This is a genomic window from Trinickia sp., from assembly GCF_057351765.1.
Genome location: NZ_JBMRBK010000020.1, coordinates 1 through 20,209 on the forward strand (window position 1 = coordinate 1; position 20,209 = coordinate 20,209).

General features: G+C 66.4%; 17 protein-coding genes. 10 read left to right on the top strand and 7 right to left on the bottom strand.

All coding sequences use genetic code 11. The annotated features are described in order from the left end of the window. The 4 genes from ACO1XS_RS03480 to ACO1XS_RS03495 form a co-directional block, all read left to right on the top strand. The coding region (locus tag ACO1XS_RS03480; protein ID WP_486390005.1) for a metallophosphoesterase family protein at positions 1-655 on the top strand (655 nt) is incomplete at its 5' end. Then, positions 652-1,044 (top strand): cupredoxin domain-containing protein, encoded by a 393-nt coding sequence (locus ACO1XS_RS03485; protein ID WP_331567099.1) that lies wholly within the window; start codon positions 652-654, stop codon positions 1,042-1,044. The genes ACO1XS_RS03480 and ACO1XS_RS03485, both read left to right, overlap by 4 nt. A 94-nt stretch (positions 1,045-1,138) precedes the next feature. Then, positions 1,139-1,765 (top strand): RNA polymerase sigma factor, encoded by a 627-nt coding sequence (locus tag ACO1XS_RS03490; RefSeq protein ID WP_486390006.1) that lies wholly within the window; start codon positions 1,139-1,141, stop codon positions 1,763-1,765. Beyond that, positions 1,755-2,702 (top strand): anti-sigma factor family protein, encoded by a 948-nt coding sequence (locus ACO1XS_RS03495; protein WP_486390007.1) that lies wholly within the window; start codon positions 1,755-1,757, stop codon positions 2,700-2,702. The genes ACO1XS_RS03490 and ACO1XS_RS03495 overlap by 11 nt, the downstream gene beginning before the upstream one ends. Before the next feature lie 22 nt (positions 2,703-2,724). On the opposite strand, the gene ACO1XS_RS03500 is transcribed toward ACO1XS_RS03495, so the two are convergent. Genes ACO1XS_RS03500 through ACO1XS_RS03510 form a run of 3 tightly spaced genes read right to left on the bottom strand, consistent with a single transcriptional unit; the run spans position 2,725 to position 7,712 of the window. After that, positions 2,725-5,004, bottom strand: a complete 2,280-nt coding sequence (locus ACO1XS_RS03500) for a hybrid sensor histidine kinase/response regulator (protein WP_486390008.1) — start codon at positions 5,002-5,004, stop codon at positions 2,725-2,727. A gap of 55 nt (positions 5,005-5,059) precedes the next feature. After that, positions 5,060-6,232 carry a DUF1501 domain-containing protein gene (locus tag ACO1XS_RS03505; RefSeq protein ID WP_486390009.1) on the bottom strand — a complete coding sequence of 391 codons (1,173 nt, stop codon included), beginning with the start codon at positions 6,230-6,232 and terminating at the stop codon, positions 5,060-5,062. 1 nt (position 6,233) lies between these two features. Next, complete coding sequence (locus tag ACO1XS_RS03510) at positions 6,234-7,712, bottom strand: DUF1800 domain-containing protein (RefSeq protein ID WP_486390010.1); 1,479 nt, start codon at positions 7,710-7,712, stop codon at positions 6,234-6,236. A 226-nt stretch (positions 7,713-7,938) separates the two neighbouring features. On the opposite strand from ACO1XS_RS03510, the gene ACO1XS_RS03515 reads away from it, so the two are divergent. The 4 genes from ACO1XS_RS03515 (at position 7,939) to ACO1XS_RS03530 (ending at position 12,822) form a co-directional block, all read left to right on the top strand. Next, a complete protein-coding gene (locus ACO1XS_RS03515; protein WP_331567111.1) occupies positions 7,939-8,424 on the top strand; it encodes an aminoacyl-tRNA deacylase in 486 nt (161 codons plus the stop codon). A 134-nt stretch (positions 8,425-8,558) separates the two neighbouring features. Further along, a complete protein-coding gene (locus tag ACO1XS_RS03520) occupies positions 8,559-8,774 on the top strand; it encodes a DUF3311 domain-containing protein (protein WP_331567113.1) in 216 nt (71 codons plus the stop codon). Next, positions 8,771-10,246 carry a sodium:solute symporter family protein gene (locus ACO1XS_RS03525; protein WP_331567115.1) on the top strand — a complete coding sequence of 492 codons (1,476 nt, stop codon included), beginning with the start codon at positions 8,771-8,773 and terminating at the stop codon, positions 10,244-10,246. Before ACO1XS_RS03520 ends, ACO1XS_RS03525 begins: the two co-directional genes overlap by 4 nt. Next, positions 10,243-12,822, top strand: coding sequence for an FG-GAP-like repeat-containing protein (locus tag ACO1XS_RS03530; RefSeq protein WP_486390011.1), 2,580 nt, complete (start codon positions 10,243-10,245; stop codon positions 12,820-12,822). The genes ACO1XS_RS03525 and ACO1XS_RS03530 overlap by 4 nt, the downstream gene beginning before the upstream one ends. A gap of 51 nt (positions 12,823-12,873) precedes the next feature. Here the strand turns inward: ACO1XS_RS03530 and ACO1XS_RS03535 are convergent, their stop codons facing one another. Continuing rightward, complete coding sequence (locus ACO1XS_RS03535; protein WP_486390012.1) at positions 12,874-13,971, bottom strand: glycosyltransferase family 4 protein; 1,098 nt, start codon at positions 13,969-13,971, stop codon at positions 12,874-12,876. A 324-nt stretch (positions 13,972-14,295) separates the two neighbouring features. Between ACO1XS_RS03535 and ACO1XS_RS03540 the strand changes: the two genes are divergently transcribed. Continuing rightward, on the top strand, positions 14,296-15,084 hold the full coding sequence (locus ACO1XS_RS03540) for a sulfite exporter TauE/SafE family protein (RefSeq protein WP_331568029.1): 789 nt from the start codon (positions 14,296-14,298) through the stop codon (positions 15,082-15,084). A gap of 60 nt (positions 15,085-15,144) precedes the next feature. Here ACO1XS_RS03540 and ACO1XS_RS03545 read toward each other — a convergent pair whose 3' ends face one another. Together ACO1XS_RS03545 and ACO1XS_RS03550 are read right to left on the bottom strand one after the other, a co-directional pair. Beyond that, on the bottom strand, positions 15,145-16,221 hold the full coding sequence (locus ACO1XS_RS03545) for a glycosyltransferase family 4 protein (protein ID WP_486390079.1): 1,077 nt from the start codon (positions 16,219-16,221) through the stop codon (positions 15,145-15,147). Next, entirely contained in the window at positions 16,218-17,453 is a 1,236-nt protein-coding gene (locus tag ACO1XS_RS03550) for an oligosaccharide flippase family protein (protein ID WP_486390013.1), read from the bottom strand. Before ACO1XS_RS03550 ends, ACO1XS_RS03545 begins: the two co-directional genes overlap by 4 nt. Positions 17,454-17,710: 257 nt before the next feature. Here ACO1XS_RS03550 and ACO1XS_RS03555 point away from each other — a divergent pair, with 257 nt between their 5' ends. Beyond that, positions 17,711-19,000 carry a glycosyltransferase family 4 protein gene (locus tag ACO1XS_RS03555; protein ID WP_331568031.1) on the top strand — a complete coding sequence of 430 codons (1,290 nt, stop codon included), beginning with the start codon at positions 17,711-17,713 and terminating at the stop codon, positions 18,998-19,000. A 9-nt stretch (positions 19,001-19,009) separates the two neighbouring features. Here ACO1XS_RS03555 and ACO1XS_RS03560 read toward each other — a convergent pair whose 3' ends face one another. After that, complete coding sequence (locus ACO1XS_RS03560; RefSeq protein WP_486390014.1) at positions 19,010-20,209, bottom strand: acyltransferase family protein; 1,200 nt, start codon at positions 20,207-20,209, stop codon at positions 19,010-19,012.

Sequence of the window (20,209 nt, forward strand, 5' to 3'; positions counted from 1 at the left end):
CACAGGCGATCTGACTCACCTCTCGAAGCCCGGCGAGTTCGATACGGTGACCGAGCTGATGCGCCAGATGCGCACGAAACAACGTTTCTTCGTCCCGGGCGAGCATGACGTGATCGGAGATAACGGCGCCGAATTTTTCCGGCGCTTCGGGAGCGAAGCAACGAAAGGCGGCTGGTATAGCTTCGATCACCGCGGCGTGCACTTCGTCGCGCTGATCAATGTGCTGAACCTCAAGGCCGGTGGCCTCGGCTCGCTCGGCACCGATCAGCTCGCCTGGCTGCGCAGCGATCTCGCGAGCCGCACATCGGAAACGCCGATCGTCGTATTCGCCCACATGCCGCTCTGGTCGCTCTATCCATCATGGGGCTGGGGCACCGATGACGCGGCCGAAGCGCTCGCCTTGCTGCGTCGCTTCGGTTCGGTGACGGTGCTCAACGGACATATCCATCAGATTCAGCAAAAGGTCGAAGGCAACGTGACGTTCTTCACCGCCCGCTCGACGGCCTACCCGCAGCCGGCGCCGGGCGTGGGCCCCGGGCCCGGACCGCTCAAAGAGATCCCCGCCGGCAAGCTGGCCGACTATATCGGCGTGCGCGTCGTGCGTCATGTCGAGACCGCTCGCACGCTTGCCCTCACCGAGGAGACGCTGTCATGAACGCACGGTACTTTCGCGGCCGGGTTGCGGCCACCTTGCTCATGGTCATGGCAGCCGTTGCAACGAGCGCTTCCCGAGCCTCGACCGATGGCGACGCGCAAGCGGCTGGCGGCAATGCCGGCGGCTCCGGCCAGCCGGCCGTTTATCGCGTCGAAATCAGCAACTTCGCATTCAAGCCGAACGAAATCCACGTGCCGGCCGGCGCGCGCATCGTCTGGGTCAATCGTGACGAGGAGCCACATGTGGTGGTCAGTACGAACGGTGCGTTCAAGAACTCGCCCGCACTCGACACGAACGATTCGTACACGGCCGAGCTGACGAAGTCGGGCACCTACACCTACTTCTGCAGTATTCATCCGATGATGGTCGGCAAGATCGTGGTCCGGTGAAAACGTCGTGGCGCAACGGACCCTCGATATGCCCAAAAGCGAACTACACTCGACGGGTGGCCGATGGTGCATCGGTGAGGGCGAAGGAGCCGGGGTGACCAGCAGCGATCGACAGGCCGCGCGCAAGCGCGACGACGGCGAGCAGGTTCGCCGTTTTCAGGCGTTGGCCTTGCCGCACCTCGATGCGGCATACAACCTTGCGCGCTGGTTGAGTGGCAATTCGGCCGATGCCGAAGACATCGTCCAGGAGGCATTCATGCGCGCCCTGCGCTTTTTCGATTCGTTTGAAGGCGACAGCGCCCGGCCGTGGCTGCTCGCGATCGTCCGCCGCACCTGGTATTCGGAGTGGCGCCGTCGCGCATCGTCGCATGAGGTCGTGCAGTTCGACGAGGAACTCGACGACACGCCGATCGATGGCTGGAGCACGGCGCCCGAAGATCCGCAAACGCTGATGATCCGCGAGCAGGACACGCGGCTCGTGCACGAGGCGCTTGCCGAGCTGCCCGTCGAATTCCGCGAAGTCCTGATCCTGCGAGAGCTCGAGGACTTGAGCTACCGCGAGATTGCGGCGGTCACCGAATTGCCGATCGGCACGGTCATGTCGCGCATCGCCCGCGCGCGGCGCAAATTCGCCGCCATCGTCACATCGCGCGAGCCGCAACGCGGGGCCTCGCACGTGCGCACGACCGACGGTAAGCAGGAGAGGCCTGATGGAATGTGACGACATCCGTCCTCGCATCGATGCGAGCCTCGACGGCGAACTCCCGTCAGGCGAAGCGCGCGCGGTCCGACAACATCTCGAAACCTGCGCCGCGTGCCGCGCCGAACAGGAAGCCCTGCTTGCGATACGCCGCAGCGTGCGGCGCGCCGAGTATCACCACGCGCCCGATGCACTGCGTATGCGCATCGCGGCCGCGCTCGAGCGCGAAGCCGGTCAAAGGTCCCCCGCCGATCGCCCCGAGCCGCGGCGAGACGCACGCTTCGGTTGGCTGAAGCAGCTTTGGCGCCAACCCGGTTCGGCTCGGCCCGCTTCGGGTTGGCCCGCATGGCAGGGACTCGCCGGCGGGCGAACGGGCGGCGGCCGTGTCGCAGCCTTCGCCGGGCTGAGCGCCGTTGCCGTTGCGATGGCCGTTGCCGCGACGCTCGCGTTGACGCCTTCGCTACGCGGCCCGAATCGCGCCGAGCTCTTCGTCGACGAACTCGTCGGCGCGCATGTCCGCGCACAACTGTCGGGGCACGGCATCGACGTCATCTCCACGGATCAACATACGGTGAAGCCGTGGTTCAACGGCCGCCTCGATTACACGCCGCCCGTCGTCGATCTCGCTGCGGAGGGCTTCGCGCTGGCGGGCGGACGCCTCGATTACGTGGCGCATCGGCGTGTTGCCGTGCTCATCTACCGCTATCGCCTGCACGTGATCGATGTCTATGTGATGCCCGAGCGCGAGGCATCGGACAGCGGCGGCGAAAGCGGGTCCGCCACGCTCGTGCGCGACGGCTATGCCCTCTTGCATTGGCGCGCGAACGGGATGGTGTGGTGGGCCGTGACGGACGCCGAGCCGAACGTGCTGGCCAGCTTCGAGACGGCGCTCGAGACGAAACTGCAGGGCGCGCAAAACACGGCTGCCGGGCGCCCGGCGTCGGGCGAGTCGATGTAACAGCCGGCCGGGCAAGCAGCGATCACGGGCCGTGGCTTTCGGCCGAGTGCGCCGCTTTCTCAGCCTGGAATGCGTCGATGAGACGCGTCAGATGCGCCAGATCGACCGGCTTGACGAGGTGATGGTCGAAACCCGCCGCCTCGCTGCGCAAGCGATCGGCCTGCTGTCCGTAACCAGTCAGCGCGATGTACATGCACTCACGCGTGGCGGGCATCGCGCGCAGGCTGCCGATGAGCTCATAGCCATCCATCACGGGAAGGCCGATATCGACGACCGCGATCTCGGGTTTGAAGCGCCCGACGATCTGCAACGCGGCAGCGGGATCGTGGACGGCCTCGACGCGATGGCCGCATTCGGTGAGCAGCAGCGCGAGCGCTTCGACGGCGTCGACGTTATCGTCGACGAGCAGGATGCGGCAGCCGTTTTTCGGTGGCGGCGCAGCCTGCGCTGTCCGTTCGGACGGCACCGAGGGACCGCGCGCGCCCGGCGATCGATGCGAGTGGCCCGCCGCCCGGGCAGGCACGCGAATCGTGAATTCGCTGCCGCGGCCCGGCCCCGCACTGGCCGCGCTCACGTTGCCGCCATGCAGTTCCACCAGATTCTTGACGAGCGCGAGGCCGATGCCGAGCCCGCCTTCCGCGCGATCGAGATTGCGCTTGCCTTGAAAAAACAGGTCGAATACGCGCGGCAGCATCTTCTCGGTAATGCCGATACCGTTGTCACGTACGCTGATCTCGATGGTCTCGCCGGGCCCGCGCGAAGCGGCAAGACGCACCTCCTCGCCCACCGCCGAATAGCGCGCCGCATTGGTGAGAAGGTTGGAGACCACCTGCGCCATGCGCGCCGCATCGACCTGCCAGACGAGGTCCTGCTCGGCCTCGACCGTCAGCCGGTGATTGCGCTGCTCGAGCAGCAGACTCGCCATTTCGATCGCATGGTTGAGCACATCCGAGACTTTCACCGTACGCCGTCGGAGCTCGATCTTGCCGCGCGTGAGACGGGCGACGTCGAGCAAGTCGTCGACGAGCCGCACCAGATGCTCCACCTGCCGCGCAATGATGCTTTGCTCGCGCGACGTCTCGCCGTCCGAGCGCATGCGCATCAACTGCAGCGCGGTGACGATCGGCGAGAGCGGATTACGCAATTCGTGGCCCAGCATTGCCAGAAACTCGTCCTTCGCGCGGCTTGCGCGCTCGAGCTCGACCAGCAGCCGCTCGCGCTCGGCATGCGACTTTTCGAGGCGCTCGCGATTGCGCACCTGCTCCGTCACCTCGACGGCCACGGCAATGACGCCCTCCACTTCGCCGCCGTCCGAACGTGAGGGTTTGAAATTGAACGAGAAATAGCGCGGCTCGAATGCGCCGTCGGTCCGCGTCATTTCGATGCGGTACTCGTCGCGGTGGATCGAGCGGCCGCTCGTATAGCATCTCGATAGCAGTTGGGCGACATCTCCACCGAGCTTCTCGTCCGGGCACACGTCGGCATAGGTACGGCCGATCGGCTCGGGGCAACCGACGAGCTCGCGATATCCATGGTTGGCGAGTCGGAAGACGTGGTCGGGCCCCGCGAGGAACGCCGCCGCCACCGGCACGTTCATGACGAAGTCGACCAGTTCGCGCTCGCGCCGGCGCAATGCCGCTTCGGCTTCGCATCGCCGCTGTACCTCGCTTTCGAGCTCAGCCGCCTTTCGTTGCCACGGAGCGATCAGCCGGTTGGCCGTGGCGGCGCCCACGTCCGTCAGGATCTCGGCGGGCAGCACGCGCCCGTGCGCGCGGCAGATTTCGCTGAACACACCGAGTTGCGAGGGATGCGAGAAAAGCGCCTGCGGATACGCGCAAAAGAGCTTGAACGCATGGCGCCGCGCCAGTTGGTTCCAGAGCATTTCGAGCCGTAGGGCCGCATCGTATTGCCCGGCTGCGCCCAGTATCGCCACCATCTCGCCGAATGCGTGAATCGGCGCCGCATCCGCGCGCGCCGCCGCGTCAGCCACGAGCGCGCCGATCGTTGCAAAAAATCGCTCGTCGTCGGGCCAACCGTCGACCATGAACCCGGCCAGCGCGGCTTGGGCCTCCGCGCAAATCAGCTTGCCCGAACGCGGTCCGCGTGCCGCGCGCTCGAGGCGCGGCACGATCGCCGACAAATGCGCGTCCGTCGCGATGACGATCGCCACGCCTTTGTCGCGCAAGGCGCGCAGGGCAAACTGGACGACTTCGTCTATGACGGGCAGCTCGTCGTCGTAAAAGCGGACGAAATGTTCAGTGAAGTCCCGCCGCGGAATGGGGGCGCGAGCGGCGTTGCTCATGAAAGCGTCTCCATGCAGATACCCTTAACGCGGCAAGCAACGCCCGTGCCGCGGCTCACGCGTGTCGCGCCGTCCCCACTGCGGCAACGACACCGGTGACCGGGGCGAGCGAGCGACGCTTCGGAAAGAGCGCGGCCACGGTATGGGCCGGATCGAGGCCGAACGTTTCGGCTGCCGCCCCGGCGACCAGCGCATCGAGCGAGGTCGTCGCGCGCAAATCGCGGCCCTCGTAAAGATCGCCCGCTCGCAAGCCCGGCCAATCCGCCATGACGCGTCCGCCCGCGACCGCCCCACCCATGAGCATCGCCAGCGATCCGGTACCGTGGTCCGTACCCGCGGTGCCGTTCGCGGCGGCAGTGCGCCCGAATTCGGTCGCGACCACCACCGTCGTCTCGGCCCAGACCGTGCCGAGCCCGTCGCGCAGTGCACCGAGCATCGCGTCGAGCGCTTTCAGTTGCGCGGCGAGCCGCGGGTTCTGCGCGCTATGGGTATCCCAGCCCCCGGTCTCGATCATCGCGATGCGCGGGCCGTCCGCGCGCGCCAGAAAGCCGGCGGCGAGCTTGCCGAGGCTCGCGGGGTCCTGCCGCGGCCCTGCCCGCCCCGCCATCGCGTGCGCGGCCAACGCCTCGCTCCAGAGCCGTCCGAGCTCGGCATCGTGCGAGTAGAGCTCGCCCACGCGCATGAGTAGATCGTCGGAGGCGTCCGGCAACGACGAAGGCGCGTACGACTCGACATTGGAACGCCCGCGCAATGCGGCGGGCACCGTCGGCGCGAACGCGATCGCCTGGGCCGCGTCGCGCGGCAGCAGTGCGACGAGACGGTTCAGCCAGCCGTCGCGCAGCTGATAGGGCGCGGTACTGCCGGTCTCCAATACGTTCTGTCCGTCGAAGTGAGAACGATCGCGATAAGGCGTCGCCACGGCATGAACGAAGAGCGCTTGGCGGGCGGCGTAGAACTGCGCCGTACGCTGCAAGGCCGGATGCAGCGCAAACGTGCCGTCGAGCTTGGCGGCCGACGATAGCTCGAGCGCGAGCGGCCCGCGCAGCGAGCCATAAGCCGGATCGGCATAGGGTACGACGATGTTCAGTCCGTCCGCGGCGCCGCGCTGGATGACGAACACGAAGCGGCGCTCCGATTCGACCCGCGCCAGCGCGAGCATCGGCGAGACCAGCATGGCGCCGGCACCCGCGGCCGACAGGGTCAGGAATCTGCGGCGAGAGAGCGTCATGTCATCTCCGTTGAAAATCGGGCGAAACCAGCAGCAGCGCCAGCGCCGTCGGCACGCTTTCTGCATGCGCGATCGCCGCCGCAGTGGCCGGCATCGGCGCCCCGGCAAGCAGCGTCGGCGCCAACGTGCGCGGATCGATGCTCTCGCCGACGCGCGCGGCGATGCGCTGAGCCAGTTCGACGCGACGCATCAGCGCATCGGGCGCCGCCCAGCTCGCGCTCGTATCGTCGTAGCCGGCCGGCGAACCGGGCCGCCACACCGGCTGTCCCAGTTGCGCGAGAAGCGGCGCCGCATGCAGATTGTCGAGTCGGGTCAGCCCGATGCCGCGGCAAGCGGAAATCGTCCAATCCCAGGGACTCTTGAACTTCGTCGCCACGGGCTGCCATGCCTCGGGCGACGCAACGAGCGCTCGATAGACGCTCGGCAGATCGCCGCCGCTTGCCTCGAATGCATGCGCGAGCCGCTCGACCATGGCCGGGCTCGGGTTGTCCGTCGAGAAATGGCGCGCGAGCTTCAAACCGATATGACGCGCCGTCGCCGGTGCCCGCGCGAGGTCGTGGAGCACGGCCAGCGCTTGCGTCGCACCGGTATCCGCTTCGGCCGCCGCATAGCGTCGTCCCATGACCGTCCGTTCGCCGGGCTCGTGCAGCGCAGGCCGGAACACGAACGTGCCGGCGATCGCGGTGCCCGAGCCCGGTTTGGCTCCCGCGGCGCGTTTCATCGCCGGCGCCGCGCCCGGGGCCTCGGCGATGCTCCAGCCTGTCAGGGCCCGCGCGAACTCGGTCACGTCGTCTTGCGTGTAGCCCGTGCGCACACCGAGCGTATGCAGCTCCATGATTTCGCGGGCGAGGTTTTCGTTGAGCCCGGGCTTTTTGGCGGGGTTGCGCGCGCCGACGCGCAACGCGGCCGGGCTGTTCGGGCCGACGGAGCGGACCTGATCCAGATAGATCTGCATGGCCGGGTGCGACTCCACGGCCACGAGCATGTCCTCGAACGATCCGAGCACGTACGGGCGAATCGCCTCGGCCTCGAAAGCGCCGGCAAGCGGCGCGAGCTCCGGCTTGTCCGCCGACACGGCGAAATGATTCGCCCAGAAATGCACGAGCCGTTCGACGAACGGGGTGTTCGTCGCCAGTGCGCTGTTCATACGGGCGTCGACGGCCGAGACATAGGTGTCGCGCAGTTCCTTGCGCACCGCCTGGACGGCCGCCTGACTTGCCGCTGCGCCGGCCCGGCTCGCGGCCGCCGTGCTCGCGGCCATCTTCGCCTCCTTGCGCACGCGGCGAGCCTCGGCCACGGCTTCGAGTGCGGCATGCGAGCCGGGCTCCTGGGCCCATGCGGGCGGCCACGGCTCGTAGGCGTCGAGTTGGGCCAACAGCCAGCCTTTGGGGTCGTCGGGAGCGGCCTGGCCGGCGCGCGCGCCGAGCCCGAATCGATTCAGCGCGATCGCCGCGCCGCTCATATGTTCTGTATTGGCCATGTTGTCTCGCGTGGGACTCCGGCTGCTGCGCATATCGGCTCGGCGTTCAATGTAGCGCGTTCCAACGCCTCGTCACTTACATATGAGTAAAAACTGTTACGCCGGTGCACGCGCCGCGGCATGCTCCCGATATCCGCAGCAGCACGCAGCAAACGACCTATGCTAGGAGAACCGTATGCAGGCCGCGTTTCAAACGCGTTTTTCGCTAGAACGACGGAGGTGCGCCATGTCGATGTCAACTACGCTCGAGCAATGTCTGAACAACCGGGGTGCCCGCTACGATGTACTGCATCATGCCTATAGCCACTCGAGCGCCGAAACGGCCGCCGCCGCGCACGTGCCGGGCGAGCGCCTGGCCAAGACAGTGCTTCTCGCGGACGAACACGGCTATGTCGCGGCCGTGCTCCCATCGACGCATGCCGTGCGACTGTCCGAGCTGCGCTCGCGCACGGGCAGGCAACTCGCCGTGGCGAGCGAGGCCGACATTCGCGAAATCTTCAAGGACTGCGATATCGGCGCGCTGCCGCCCGTCGGCATGGCTTACGGGATGCAGACGTATCTCGACGAAAGCCTCGCGCGCGAGCCCGACGTCTACTTTGAAGCGGGCGATCACGAAGCGCTCGTTCACATGGATATCGAGCAGTTCCTCGCACTGATGGAGCAAGCCGAGCGCGCGCGTTTCGCCCACCGGATGCAGGGACTGTCGATTTGACGCCCTACGAAAAAGCGTCGTGGGCAGGCGCCGGACGGCATTTTTGAAAGTCTTTACGGCGCACCGATGTTGGGCATAGAGTCGTGGCGCGCAGTCCGATCATGTCGCACCCCTTTTCCAGGAGTGATTTCATCATGGTTCTCAGGTTGCTCGCCGCGCTGCCGTTCATCGGCATTTTGCTCGGTGTCCCATTCGTCAATCGCGTCGAGCCGCTCGTGCTCGGCATGCCGCTCGTGCTCGCATGGATCGTCGCCTGGGTCGTGCTGACCGCCGTCATCATGGCGCTCGTCTACCGGCTGGACCCGGCCAACCGCACGGCCGCATCGCCCGGTGAGGAGGTGCGCCCATGAGCAGCGCACTCCTCATCATCGCGGCGTTCACACTGTTGGCGCTCGGCCTGGGTCTGCGCGCCCGCCGCGGGCACGACATGAATCTCGAGCAGTGGTCGGTCGGCGGCCGCAGCTTCGGCACGGCGTTCGTCTTTCTGTTGATGGCCGGCGAGATCTACACGACGTTCACGTTCCTCGGCGGCAGCGGCTTCGCATATGGCAAAGGCGCCCCCGTCTATTACATCCTCCCCTACGCCACGCTCGCCTATATCCTTTCGTACTGGCTGCTACCGCCGATCTGGCGTTATGCCAAGGCCAACCGCGTCGTCTCGCAACCGAATTTTCTCGCGAGCAAATACGCGAGCCCCGGGCTCGGCGTACTCGTCGCGATCGTCGATGTGGTCGCCCTCGTGCCGTATCTCGTCCTTCAGTTCAAGGGGCTCGGCATCATCGTGGCGACGACTTCGTACGGCGCCATCTCGCCCGCGGCCGCCATCTGGATCGGCGCCTTGGTCGTGACGGCCTATGTGACGATCTCCGGCGTGCGCGGCTCGGCCTGGAATTCGGTGACGAAGGACCTGATGATTCTGGGCGTCGTGCTCTTCCTCGGCATCTACCTGCCGTTGCACTACTACGGCGGATATGCGCCGATGTTCCACGCCATCGATGCCGCGAAGCCGGGATTCCTCTCGTTCCCCGAGAAGGGCTCGAGCGTGACCTGGTTCCAATCGACGGTCGCGCTTACGGCACTGGGCTTTTTCATGTGGCCGCATACGTTCGCGTCGGTGTTCACCGCGCGCGACGAGCGCATCTTCCGGCGTAACGCGGCCGTGCTGCCCGTCTATCAGCTGATCCTGCTGTTCGTCTTCTTCGTCGGTTTCGCGGCAACGCTCAAGGTGCCCGGCCTCAAGGGCGGCGACATCGATCTGTCGCTGTTCCGGCTCTCGCTCGCGACGTTCGACCCCTGGTTCGTGGGCGTGATCGGCGCGGCCGGTGTGCTGACCGCGCTCGTGCCGGGTTCGATGATTCTGAATGCCGCGGCCACGCTGATCGCCAACGACATCTATCGCGGCGGCATCGCGCGCCAGGCCAGCGACGCCCAGGTGACGCGGCTCGCCCGCGTGCTGGTGCCGGTCATCGCACTCGTGGGGGTCGGCTTCACGCTGCATGGCGGCGAAACGATCGTCGCGCTGCTGCTCATGGGCTACAGTTTCGTCACGCAGCTCTTTCCGGCCGTGCTCGCCAGCCTCGCGGCGCGGCGCTGGGTGACGTGGCAAGGCGCATTCGCGGGTATCGTCGCGGGCGTTGCCGTCGTCACGATCACGACGCTGACGCATGCCACGCTCGGCCAGTGGTTTCCGTTTCTGCCCGAGCGGCTGAAGGATACGAACATCGGCCTCGTCGCCCTGTCCGTCAACGTTCTCGTGCTGCTCATCGTCAGCGCGCTCACTCAGTCTCGCACGGCCGCTCAGTCGCAGGCGCATTCGTTGTGAGCGTTGGTTTACGTGTGCGGCTGAGCGCGGCAATCGCGGCGCTCGCCGCGATTGCCGTTGCGGCCGGCCTGGCCGCAGTACATGGAGCGACGCATCCGGTCGCGGCCGTCACCCGGCAGGCCATTGCTCAGGCGGGAATGGTCCTGCCGCCCGGCTGCAGCGCCGGCACACTGGTCACCGTGGTCGCGCACCTCGACGACGACCTGCTCTTCGTCAATCCCGGCATCACCGACCGGCTGCATGCCGGATGGTGCATCGTCACCGTGCATCTGATCGGCGGTGCGGACAATTCGAAGTTCGATTACGTGCTCACACGCGAGCGGGCGATCCGCCGGACGTATGCTCGCATGGCGGGAGTGCGCAACGCATGGACGGAGTCGACGGTATCGATCGCCGGCCAGCCCGTGCATCGCATGGTCCTCGACGCGATGCCGCGCGTCTCGCTCTACGAGCTGCGGCTGCCGGGCGCGCAGGTGCGCGGCGGGCGCGCACCGCTCGCGCTGTTGTGGGACGAGGGCGCATCCGTTTCCAGCTACCCGATGGGGGCCGACGGCCGCGGTGCGGCCCGCTACGATCGCCCCGCGCTGACGGCGACGCTCGGCGCGATACTCGCGCATGCGACGCAAATCTTTACGCTGAATCCCGACACCGTTCCGTTTCTGGAACACCCCGATCACATCTATGCCGCACGCGCGACACGCGAGGCGGCACGCGTGGCCGGCGTGCAGGCGCCGATCGGCTATCACCTCACTTACGTGAGCGCAGGTATGCCGGCGAACCTGTCCGCTCAGGCAACCCAGATGAAACGCGATCAGGTCGCCACTTATTTCGCAATGGACGGCGGCGATATCGCGCAGGTCTTCGGCGAATACGAGTGGAACGGCAATTGGGTGGCCCGGCGCTACGCGTTCGGCGCGCCGGGAGCCGTTGCGTCGTCGCCGGCGCTACCGGCCCGGTCCTCGTTCGCGGACCCGTCGCCCATATCGTCGCGAGCGCATTCGTCGCCTGACGCCATGGCCGCCGTCAATCTCGTCAACGTGCGCACGAGCCGATGCTTGAGCAGTGCCGACGCGAGTAACGCGAGCGCGGCACCTGGCGCCCGTACGATCACGCTCGCGGCCTGCGACGGCACCCCCGCGCGCGCTTGGCGATGGCGGCCCGTGCCGAGCTACCCCGGCAATCCGCACGACGCGGCCCTCATGAGCGTGGCGAGCGGCCGGTGCGTCGCGGAGCGCGCGGGCCGGCTCGTCGAAGAACCGTGCGACGACGAAGCGCTCGCGCAGCGCTTCACACCGTGGGACTTCGGCATCGTGCGTACGCCGCTCGGCCACTGCCTCGGCGCAAGCGGAGACACGCCCATGCTCGCCGCTTGCGGGCAACGCACGACCGCCTATCGCTGGACGTCGGAGTTGGCGGCGCCGTGGCGGGACCTGCGTCTCGACGCCGCGCTCTATGGCGATGTCTCCGGCACGGGCCGATCCAGCGCGGTTTATATCGAGCGCCGGACCGACGGCCCCGGCTTCGATATCTGGGTCGCACCGCTCGCCCCGGCCGCGCGGGCGGCTCGCTGGTACGCCAACCCGGTTCGGTTCGATGCGGACGCAATCGTGCCGAGCTGCCGCGGCGACGCACTATGCTTCGACGAAACGCGCTTCGTGCTCGGCGATTTCGATGGCACCGGCCGCGCCGACCTCATGGCGATCGCACCGGACGCGCACGGCGGGACAGCCTTCTGGCGCTTCGCGAGTACGGGAAGCGCGTTCGCCGCGCCGAGCCTCTGGTACCGCAGCGACGCCACGCTCGCACCGGCGCGCACGCAGCAGTATCTGGCGGCCGATTTCGACGGCGACGGCCGCGCCGATCTCCTCGCGGTGCAACGCACCGTCGACGGCCGGGGCTTCGACTTCTCGGTGCTGACGAGCCGCGGCGCATCGGGCAATGCCCCGTCGCGATGGCGGGCGGCCGTGCCGCTGGCGGCCGCGACGCAGTTCTTTGCGCTGCGCGTCGCCGGCTCGCAGCGTGCCGCCATGGTGGCAGCGGAACGCACCGATCATGCGCTCGCACTGTCCCAATGGATAAGCTCGGGCCGGGCATTTTCGCAGCACGATCGCCGCGTGCTGCCGGCATCGTTCGATCCCGCGCTCACGCGTATCGCGGCAGGGCCGATCGATTCGAGCGGACAGGACGGACTCGTGCTGCTTGGCGCGCGCGCTCCCTCACCGGAGGGTCGCGGCGGCATCGATGTCTGGACGATCGCCGCAGACCGCACGGAGCGACGGTTGTCGGCGCCCATGCATATCGGCACGCTCGATGTGGCATGGACCGATGCGCTGCCTGCGCTTACGCGCGACACGGGCAGCGGCAACGGCAACGGCACAGGTGGCAGCGGACGCTCGCGGCTCGTTCTCTTCGAACGAACCGATGCCCACCTCGACGAGTATCACTACTGGGGCGGCGCTCCCGCGTTGGCGCGCTACGACTTCGAGGCCGACGGGCACGCGCTGGGAACCGAACAACGGCTCGGCACGTTGCCGGGCCGGTACACGGAGACGCTGCGGCTGGACCGCCTGGAATAGGCCTCGGACGGCGTCTGCCGAAGGCCGGAGGGGCCACCGGATGGGAACCGCCTATCCGATCACCTGCCGTGCGATGGCAAGATAGCGCTCGGCCGTATCCTCGAGCGTCAGACCGTCGAGCGAGCGCTGCGCGCGAGGCTCGCCGAGCGCGGTTGCAAGGGCTTGGGCATAGCGGTCGATATCGCTCGTCTCGACGAGTTGCACACCGGGCCATCCACGCGCGAAGGCAAACGAATCGATCGTATTGGCGACGACGGGAATACCGGACGCAAGCGCTTCGAGAAAACCGATGCTGTGCGCCTCGAAGCGCGAAGGCATCGCAAAGACGCTCGAGGCAGCCAAAATCTCGGCGACATTGGTCTGCGGCCCCGTGACCTCGACATGCGAAGCAAGCCCGAGCTCGTCGACGAGCGCGCAGACCTTGGCATGGTAGGCGACATCGTCCACGACACCGCACAGCAAGAGCCGCGCATCGGGCTCGACATCGAGCACCCGCTTGAACGCGCGTACCGTGTCGAGGTGCCCCTTCTCGGCAATATAACGGCCGATCTGGACGATGCGCTTGGCGGCATCGCCGCCCGTTGCCGCGCCGGCCGAACCCGCCTCGCCGCGCGGACCACGCACCGATTCGCGATGGCGAAAACGTTCCGCGTCGACGCCGTTCGGCACGACGATGAGCGGCGGATGCCGGCCGATCGCGCGCCGATATTCATCGATGTTCTTCTGCGATACGCCGATTACAGCCTTGGCGCGCAACGACAAAAGCCGCTCCGCACGCTGCAGGCGGTTGTCCTGAAAATCGTCGACGCCCGAGTGCATGACCCAGACGATCGGCACGCGTACCGGTAGCGCACGCACGTACAGGGCGGGAATCGTGGCGTGCGCGAAGATCACGTCGGGCTTGAAGCGGCGAATCGCGCGATAGAGAAACAGCAGGCGGCCGAGCTTTTCGTAGCGCCGGGGCGGAAAGACACAGGTGACACGATGCGCCGCCAGCTCGCCTGCTGCCGGCGCGAAATCGCCGTGCGCCGGCAAGAGGGAAGCGATGCAAACGCTGTGTCCGCTTTGCTGATGGTCGATCGCGATGCCCTTCACGAGCATCTCGGCGCCAGAAAGCCTCGGCGCGAGGATCAACTGGAAAATGCGCATAGTGTCCCTGTGGCGAATAAGGGCAAAAAATCCGCCCCATGTACGGCATGCATTGGACGTGCCGCATGCCGCCCGCGCACCAAAGTAACGTGCGGCAGGGCCAGTGCGCTCGCCATCTTGTAGTGGGTTTCGGCCCGCCCGCGCACGGCTGGCGTAAATCGACAGACCGGTCTTATCTGACCTTATCGAGCGTTCCGGCGCCACTTTTGCGACAATGGCTGTTTTCGCGCGTCGATCGTGCGTGTGCAGCGCCACCGCGTCGCCGCTTTCGATCCGCTTTCCGGTCCTTTCGCGCCGCTTTGTCGCGGCCACACCCTATCGCACATGGCTCTGCCCCATATCGATCTCCTGTACTCCGTATCCGGCCTGGCAGTCGGATTCCTGGTCGGATTGACCGGCGTCGGCGGAGGCTCGCTGATGACGCCGCTGCTCGTGCTGCTGTTCGGGGTGCATCCGGCGACGGCCGTCGGCACCGATCTGCTCTACGCAGCCGCGACCAAATCGGCGGGCACGCTCGTGCACGGTCTGAAGGGGTCGGTCGAATGGCGCATCACGGGCCGGCTCGCCGCCGGCAGTGTGCCGGCAGCGGCGCTCACGCTGTGGTGGCTCCAGCATCACGGCATCCACTCGCCGCGCGCGACAGCGCTCTTGCAGCATATCCTCGGCACCGCGTTGCTGATCACGTCGATCGCGCTCGTGTTCCGCCCGCAGCTGATGCGATTCGCGGCCCGCACGCGACGCCAGCCTTCCGCCGGCAGCACCACCGCATTGACGATCCTGACGGGCGCCGTGCTCGGCGTGCTCGTCTCGCTGACTTCGGTCGGCGCGGGCGCCATCGGTGTGACGGTGCTGTTGCTGCTCTATCCGTCGCTGCCGACAGCGCGCATCGTCGGCTCCGACATCGCCCACGCCGTACCGCTCACGCTCGCCGCGGGCATGGGGCACTGGCTGCTCGGCTCGGTCGATTGGATGATGCTGCTCTCGCTGCTGATCGGTTCGCTGCCCGGCATCGCGCTGGGCAGCCACTTATCGGCACGCGCACCCGAAACGCTGCTACGCAATCTGCTGGCGGGCGTGCTCGTACTGATCGGCGTGCGGCTCGTCGTGCTGTGACATCGCGCTGACGCGATGCCTGCATCGACGGCGTGCGCGGCGCGCACGATATCCGGATGATCAGAAAACGACGCCTTGACGGACCACTTTGCGAGCAACGTCGAGATAGCGCTCGGCCGAATCCTTGAGCGTGAGCCCCGTCAGTTCGCGTTGTACGCGGCTTTGATTGAGCGCCGCGACGAGTGCGCTCGCGTAGGCGGCCGTGTCATCGGTGTCGACGAGCTGCACGCCCGGAAAGTCGTTCGCGAAACGGAACGGCTCGATGGTGTTCGCCACCACCGGAATGCCCGATGCGAGCGCTTCGAGAAATCCGATGCTGTGCCCTTCCGAGTGCGAAGGCATCGCGAATGCGCTCGCTTGCGCGAGCATCCGCGAGACGTCGGTGCGAGGGCCCTCTATCGCCACGGCATGCGTGAGACCGAGCATCAGGACGAGCTCGATCACTTGCGCATGGTAAGCGGGATCTTCGATCACGCCGCACAGCAGGAGCCGGGCGTCGGGCACTTCGCGTATCACTTGCGCGAACGCGCGCACGGTCTGCAACTGGTTCTTGATCGCCGTGTAACGTCCGATCTGCACGATTTGCGGAGCGCCGCCGCTCGCTTCGGCCGCGGCGTCGTGAAGAAAGCGCGCCGGGTCGACGCCGTTCGGAATCACGATCATGTGCGGGTGTGGCCCCACCGTGGCGATGTAGTCGTCCACGTTCGTGCGCGAGACGCCGACCACCGCGCGCGCACGCGCCGACAAAATCCGCTCGACGCGTCGGAACAGGTTCCGCTCGAAGTCGTTCGTTGCCGAATGCATGATGTAGACGATGGGCGTTGCGATCGGCAACGCACGGACATAGAACGCCGGTATCGTCGCATGCGCGAAGATCACGTCGGGCCGCACGATGCGAACGACCCGGTAAAGATGCCAGAGCTTGCCGGCCATGCCGTGCCGCTTGAGCGGAAAGCGGCACGGCACGTCGCCTTGCGCAAGCTGGCGCCGCAATTGCTCGAAATCGTCATGCGCGGGCAACAGCGATGTCAACGAGACATGGTGGTCCTCGGCCCGCTGATGCAAGGCGAGCTCGGTGGCGAGCACTTCTGCGCCGGATAACCGCGGTGCGAGCACGAGATGAAGAATCCGCATCATCTGGCCCTTACCGTTCGGTACAGCATCCATAGCGTTGCCGTGGCGAGTCCCGCGGTCATTCCCCAGGCAATGCCGGTCACGCCCCAGTAGTGGGTCGCGGGCGGCACGACCGAGAACAGCACGACGACCTGCATCACGGAAGCCTGCGTCGCCGCGCGCGCATCGCCGACGGCTCGCAGGTACGACACGAGCACCGCGATCAATGCGCCCAGCGCCATGTTGATGACGAAGATTCGGAACAGCGGCACCGCGGGCATCCATTGTGGTCCGAGCACGAGCGAAAACAGCGGCGCCGCGAGCCATCGCAACAGCACGACGATCAGCGCGAGCCCGACGCCGGCGGCCACGAGATAGAGCTGAAAAATGCGTGCGGCGCGCGCCGCGTCGCTTCGATGATGGGCCGAGAAAGTCGGAAAGAGGTATTGCGACATGGCGATCGCGGCGTCGGCGAGCAGCATTTGCGCGAGGCGCGACGACATCTGATAGGCACCGAGCTGCGCCGGTCCCAGCATCTTGCCGACCACGAGCTTGTCGAACTGATTGAGCACGAGGTTCACGACACTGCTCGCCCAGATCCAGCGGGAAAACGCGACATAGTGCCCAATGCCATGCCAGCGCAGCGCGATGGGCGGGCGCGGTCGCATCGTCGCCCAGGTCAGCGTGCTCTTGATCGCCTCGCCGAGCGCCATGCCGATCAACACGGAGATCGCGCCGGCACCCGCGATGGCCAGCAACAGGCCCACTGCGCAATCGGCACATGCCGCGGCGATCTCCACCGCGGCAATGTGCTTGAAACGGCGCTCGCGCTGCACGACGAAGTAAGTCGGCGACGCCACGCCGCGCAAGAGCGGCAACACAGCGGCAAGCTGCAGCAGCAGGATCGATCCATCGAGATGGAATTGCGCGGCCATCACCGGCGCGAGCGCGAGCAGCAGCAACGCGACGAACGCGCCCCGCGCCATCAGCGTTGTCCACACCGCGCCCAGTTCGGTGTGCGTCGGGGCTTCCCGCCCCTGGATGACCGCTTGCGCAAGTCCCGTGTCGGACAGCGACTCGGCGATCGCCACGGCGAGCAGCGCCACACTGACGCTACCGATCGCGGTCGGCCCGAGAATGCGCCCGATGGCGAGAAACTTGAGCGCCACGAGGCCACGCACCGCGACCTGCTGCAGCAATACCCACGTGGCCGCGCTCGTGCCCAGCCCCGCTCGCATCGATAGCGTCGCAAACATGCTCGATCTCACTTCCCTGCCCCACGATGCGCTCACGTTGGAAAAACTGCCCCGATTCAGAAGTAGAAAGCACAAAGTACCTTGTAGACGGCGGCTGGTGGCGCCATCTAGTAGGCCCGACCCGCCATCCTGGCGAGACGACCTGTTCTTTTCCGCCATGACGTGAGCAAAAATGACGGATGACGTAGCGCAGCCGGTGGTACGGTCATCGTGTCCCAACAGCTTCGGGCCGCAAGACCGACGAGAGCGACGAGACGATGCAAAACGACATTTCTCCCCCCGGCGCACGCGCCATACCCGAAGCGGTCCCGGCGGCACTGCCCGATGCGACGTGCAAACCGACACCGCGCGACACCGTGCTCGTCATCGAGCCCAACTTCACCGGACATCGATGGCGGTACGCGCAGTGGGCGGCCGAAGCGTACACGGATGCCGGGTATCGTTGCGTCGTGGTGACCGAATCGCGTAACGAGGACCATCGCCTCGCGCGCAAGATCACGAGCGCCGCGCGCGACGATCTCGAAATCGCGTTCGTCGATCCGCAGCAGGAGCGGCCAGGCGGTGCGGCCGGTCTCGAGCGCATTTCATATGTGCGCCATCACCGCTATTTCCGCTACGCGTACCGGCTCATCGCACAGTTCCAGCCGGTCTCGCTCGTCGTCGTGCCCTACGTCGACTACTTTCTCTACGCGCTGCCGTTTCTCGGTTCGCCGTTTGGCGGCGCTCCCTGGATCGGCATCACGATGCGCTCGTCGTTTCATCATAGAACGGTCGGCGTGAAAGCCCCCGATCGGCGCGTCGTCAACGCGGTGAAGGCTTACCTGTTTCGCCAGGCCGTGCGTGTGAAGGGCATGCGCGCGTTGCTGTCGATCGACCCGACGCTCAGCGAATGGAGTGCGCAGGCGCTCGGCCAGCGCGCTGCCGTCGTGCGTTATCTGGCCGACCCGTTTCCCGACGCTCGTGCGGACGACCCTGCCGCGGCCCGCGCGAAGCTTGGGCTCGCGCCCGACGCGCGTCATCTGCTCGTGTACGGCTCGATCACCGATCGCAAGGGCATTCGAGAACTCGTGGCGGCGCTCGAAACGATGCACGACGCACCGACGCTCGTGGTGGCCGGAGAACAAGACGGCGAAACGCGCGAATTCCTGCGCACGCGCGCGCCGCGCTTGACGCCTGCACCCGTCGTATTGGACCACTTCATCACGAACGAGATGGAGTTCGATCTTTTCTCGGCATGCGATGCCGTCTGGCTCGGCTACCAAGGGCACTACGGCATGAGCGGCGTCCTGGTGCAAGCCTACCGGTTCGGCAAACCGGTGATCGCAACCGCCGAGGGCCTCATAGGCTGGTTTTGCCGCGGCGGCACGCTGGGCCCCGTCATCGACGATCTTTCGCCGCCCTCCATCGCAGCCGCGATCGAAAAGGTATTTGCGCGCAGCGCGGATCCGGCCGATCGCACGCAAGCGCCGGAAGGCGCGCACGAGCGGCTGCTCGAACGCAACACGCTCGATCAATTCAAACGCACGCTGCAAGAAGCGATGGCCTGAGCGCCACGCCTACGACGGCTGGCTGCCGACGACCGGCACGTTCTCGGGCTCGGCCGGCGGCGTCTTCGGCACGACGGGCACCGGTGCGCTCGGCTCGGCGCTCGCGACGCCCTGAGCCGGGAACAGCGCGTTGCGCAGGAGCAGGAATGGGAATTCGATGAGCCGCGTCGTGATGTACCCAGCGGATATGGCGATGGCGATCTGAAACGCCAGCGCGAGCGCCCAGATGACCAGCGCCGGCAAGCCGAGCGCGCTCGTCTTCGCGATCAGGATATCGGCCGGTGCGAACGCGATCGAGTGCCAGAGATAGATCCCGTACGAATAGACACCGACCCATGCGATCGCGCGAAAGAGCCAGACACGCGCCATCGCGCCCGTATGTTCGAGCATGAGGACGATGAGCGCAACGTACCCGGCCGACTGGATGGTGTAGCCGATGCTCTCGTCGAGCGAATCGTGGCGTGTGGCGAACGCGAGCCAGGCCACGAGGAAACCGACGATCGCGAGCAGCATGCCCTTCTTTTGCGCGAGGCGGCGATAAAGGTCGGGCTTCATCCAATACACGGCCGCGAGCATGACGCCCGCGAGCAGGCTGTCGATGCGGTATTGCGTCTGGAAGAACGCGGCGTCGAGTCCGCCGTTGGCGACGACGATCGAACGCCCGATCAACACCGCGAGGCAAATCAAGCCGAGCATCGCGAGGATCGCATTGGCACGCAGCTTCCACCGCGCGAACAGGAGCAGCAGCGCCGGCAGCAGCAGATAGAAGTGCTCCTCGACTGCGAGGCTCCAGGTCTGGGAAATCGACGTCCCCAGGTAGTTCTGCAAATGCGTGAGGTTTTGCACGGCGAACGTGCTCAGCGGATGACGGCCCGCCACCATATGAAACGCAATGAGTACATAGTAGGCCGGCCAGATCTTGAAGATCCGCCTGACGATGAAGCGGCGTGCATCGATGACGCCGGTGCTCGCGTACTGGCGCAGCAGCAATCCGCCGACAAGAAAACCGCTCAGCGTGAAGAACAGGTTCACCCCTTCCCGGCCGAAATGCGTGAATGGGTATTGGATGATGGGTATCACACGAAAGCCGGTAGCGACCGTATGAAAGTGATAGCCCATCACCGCGATGATCGCGATGCCGCGCAGGAAGTCCAGTTCGATCGTTCGGTTTCGGACGATCGCCTTGGCTCCTCCGAAGAGAGTGCCCAT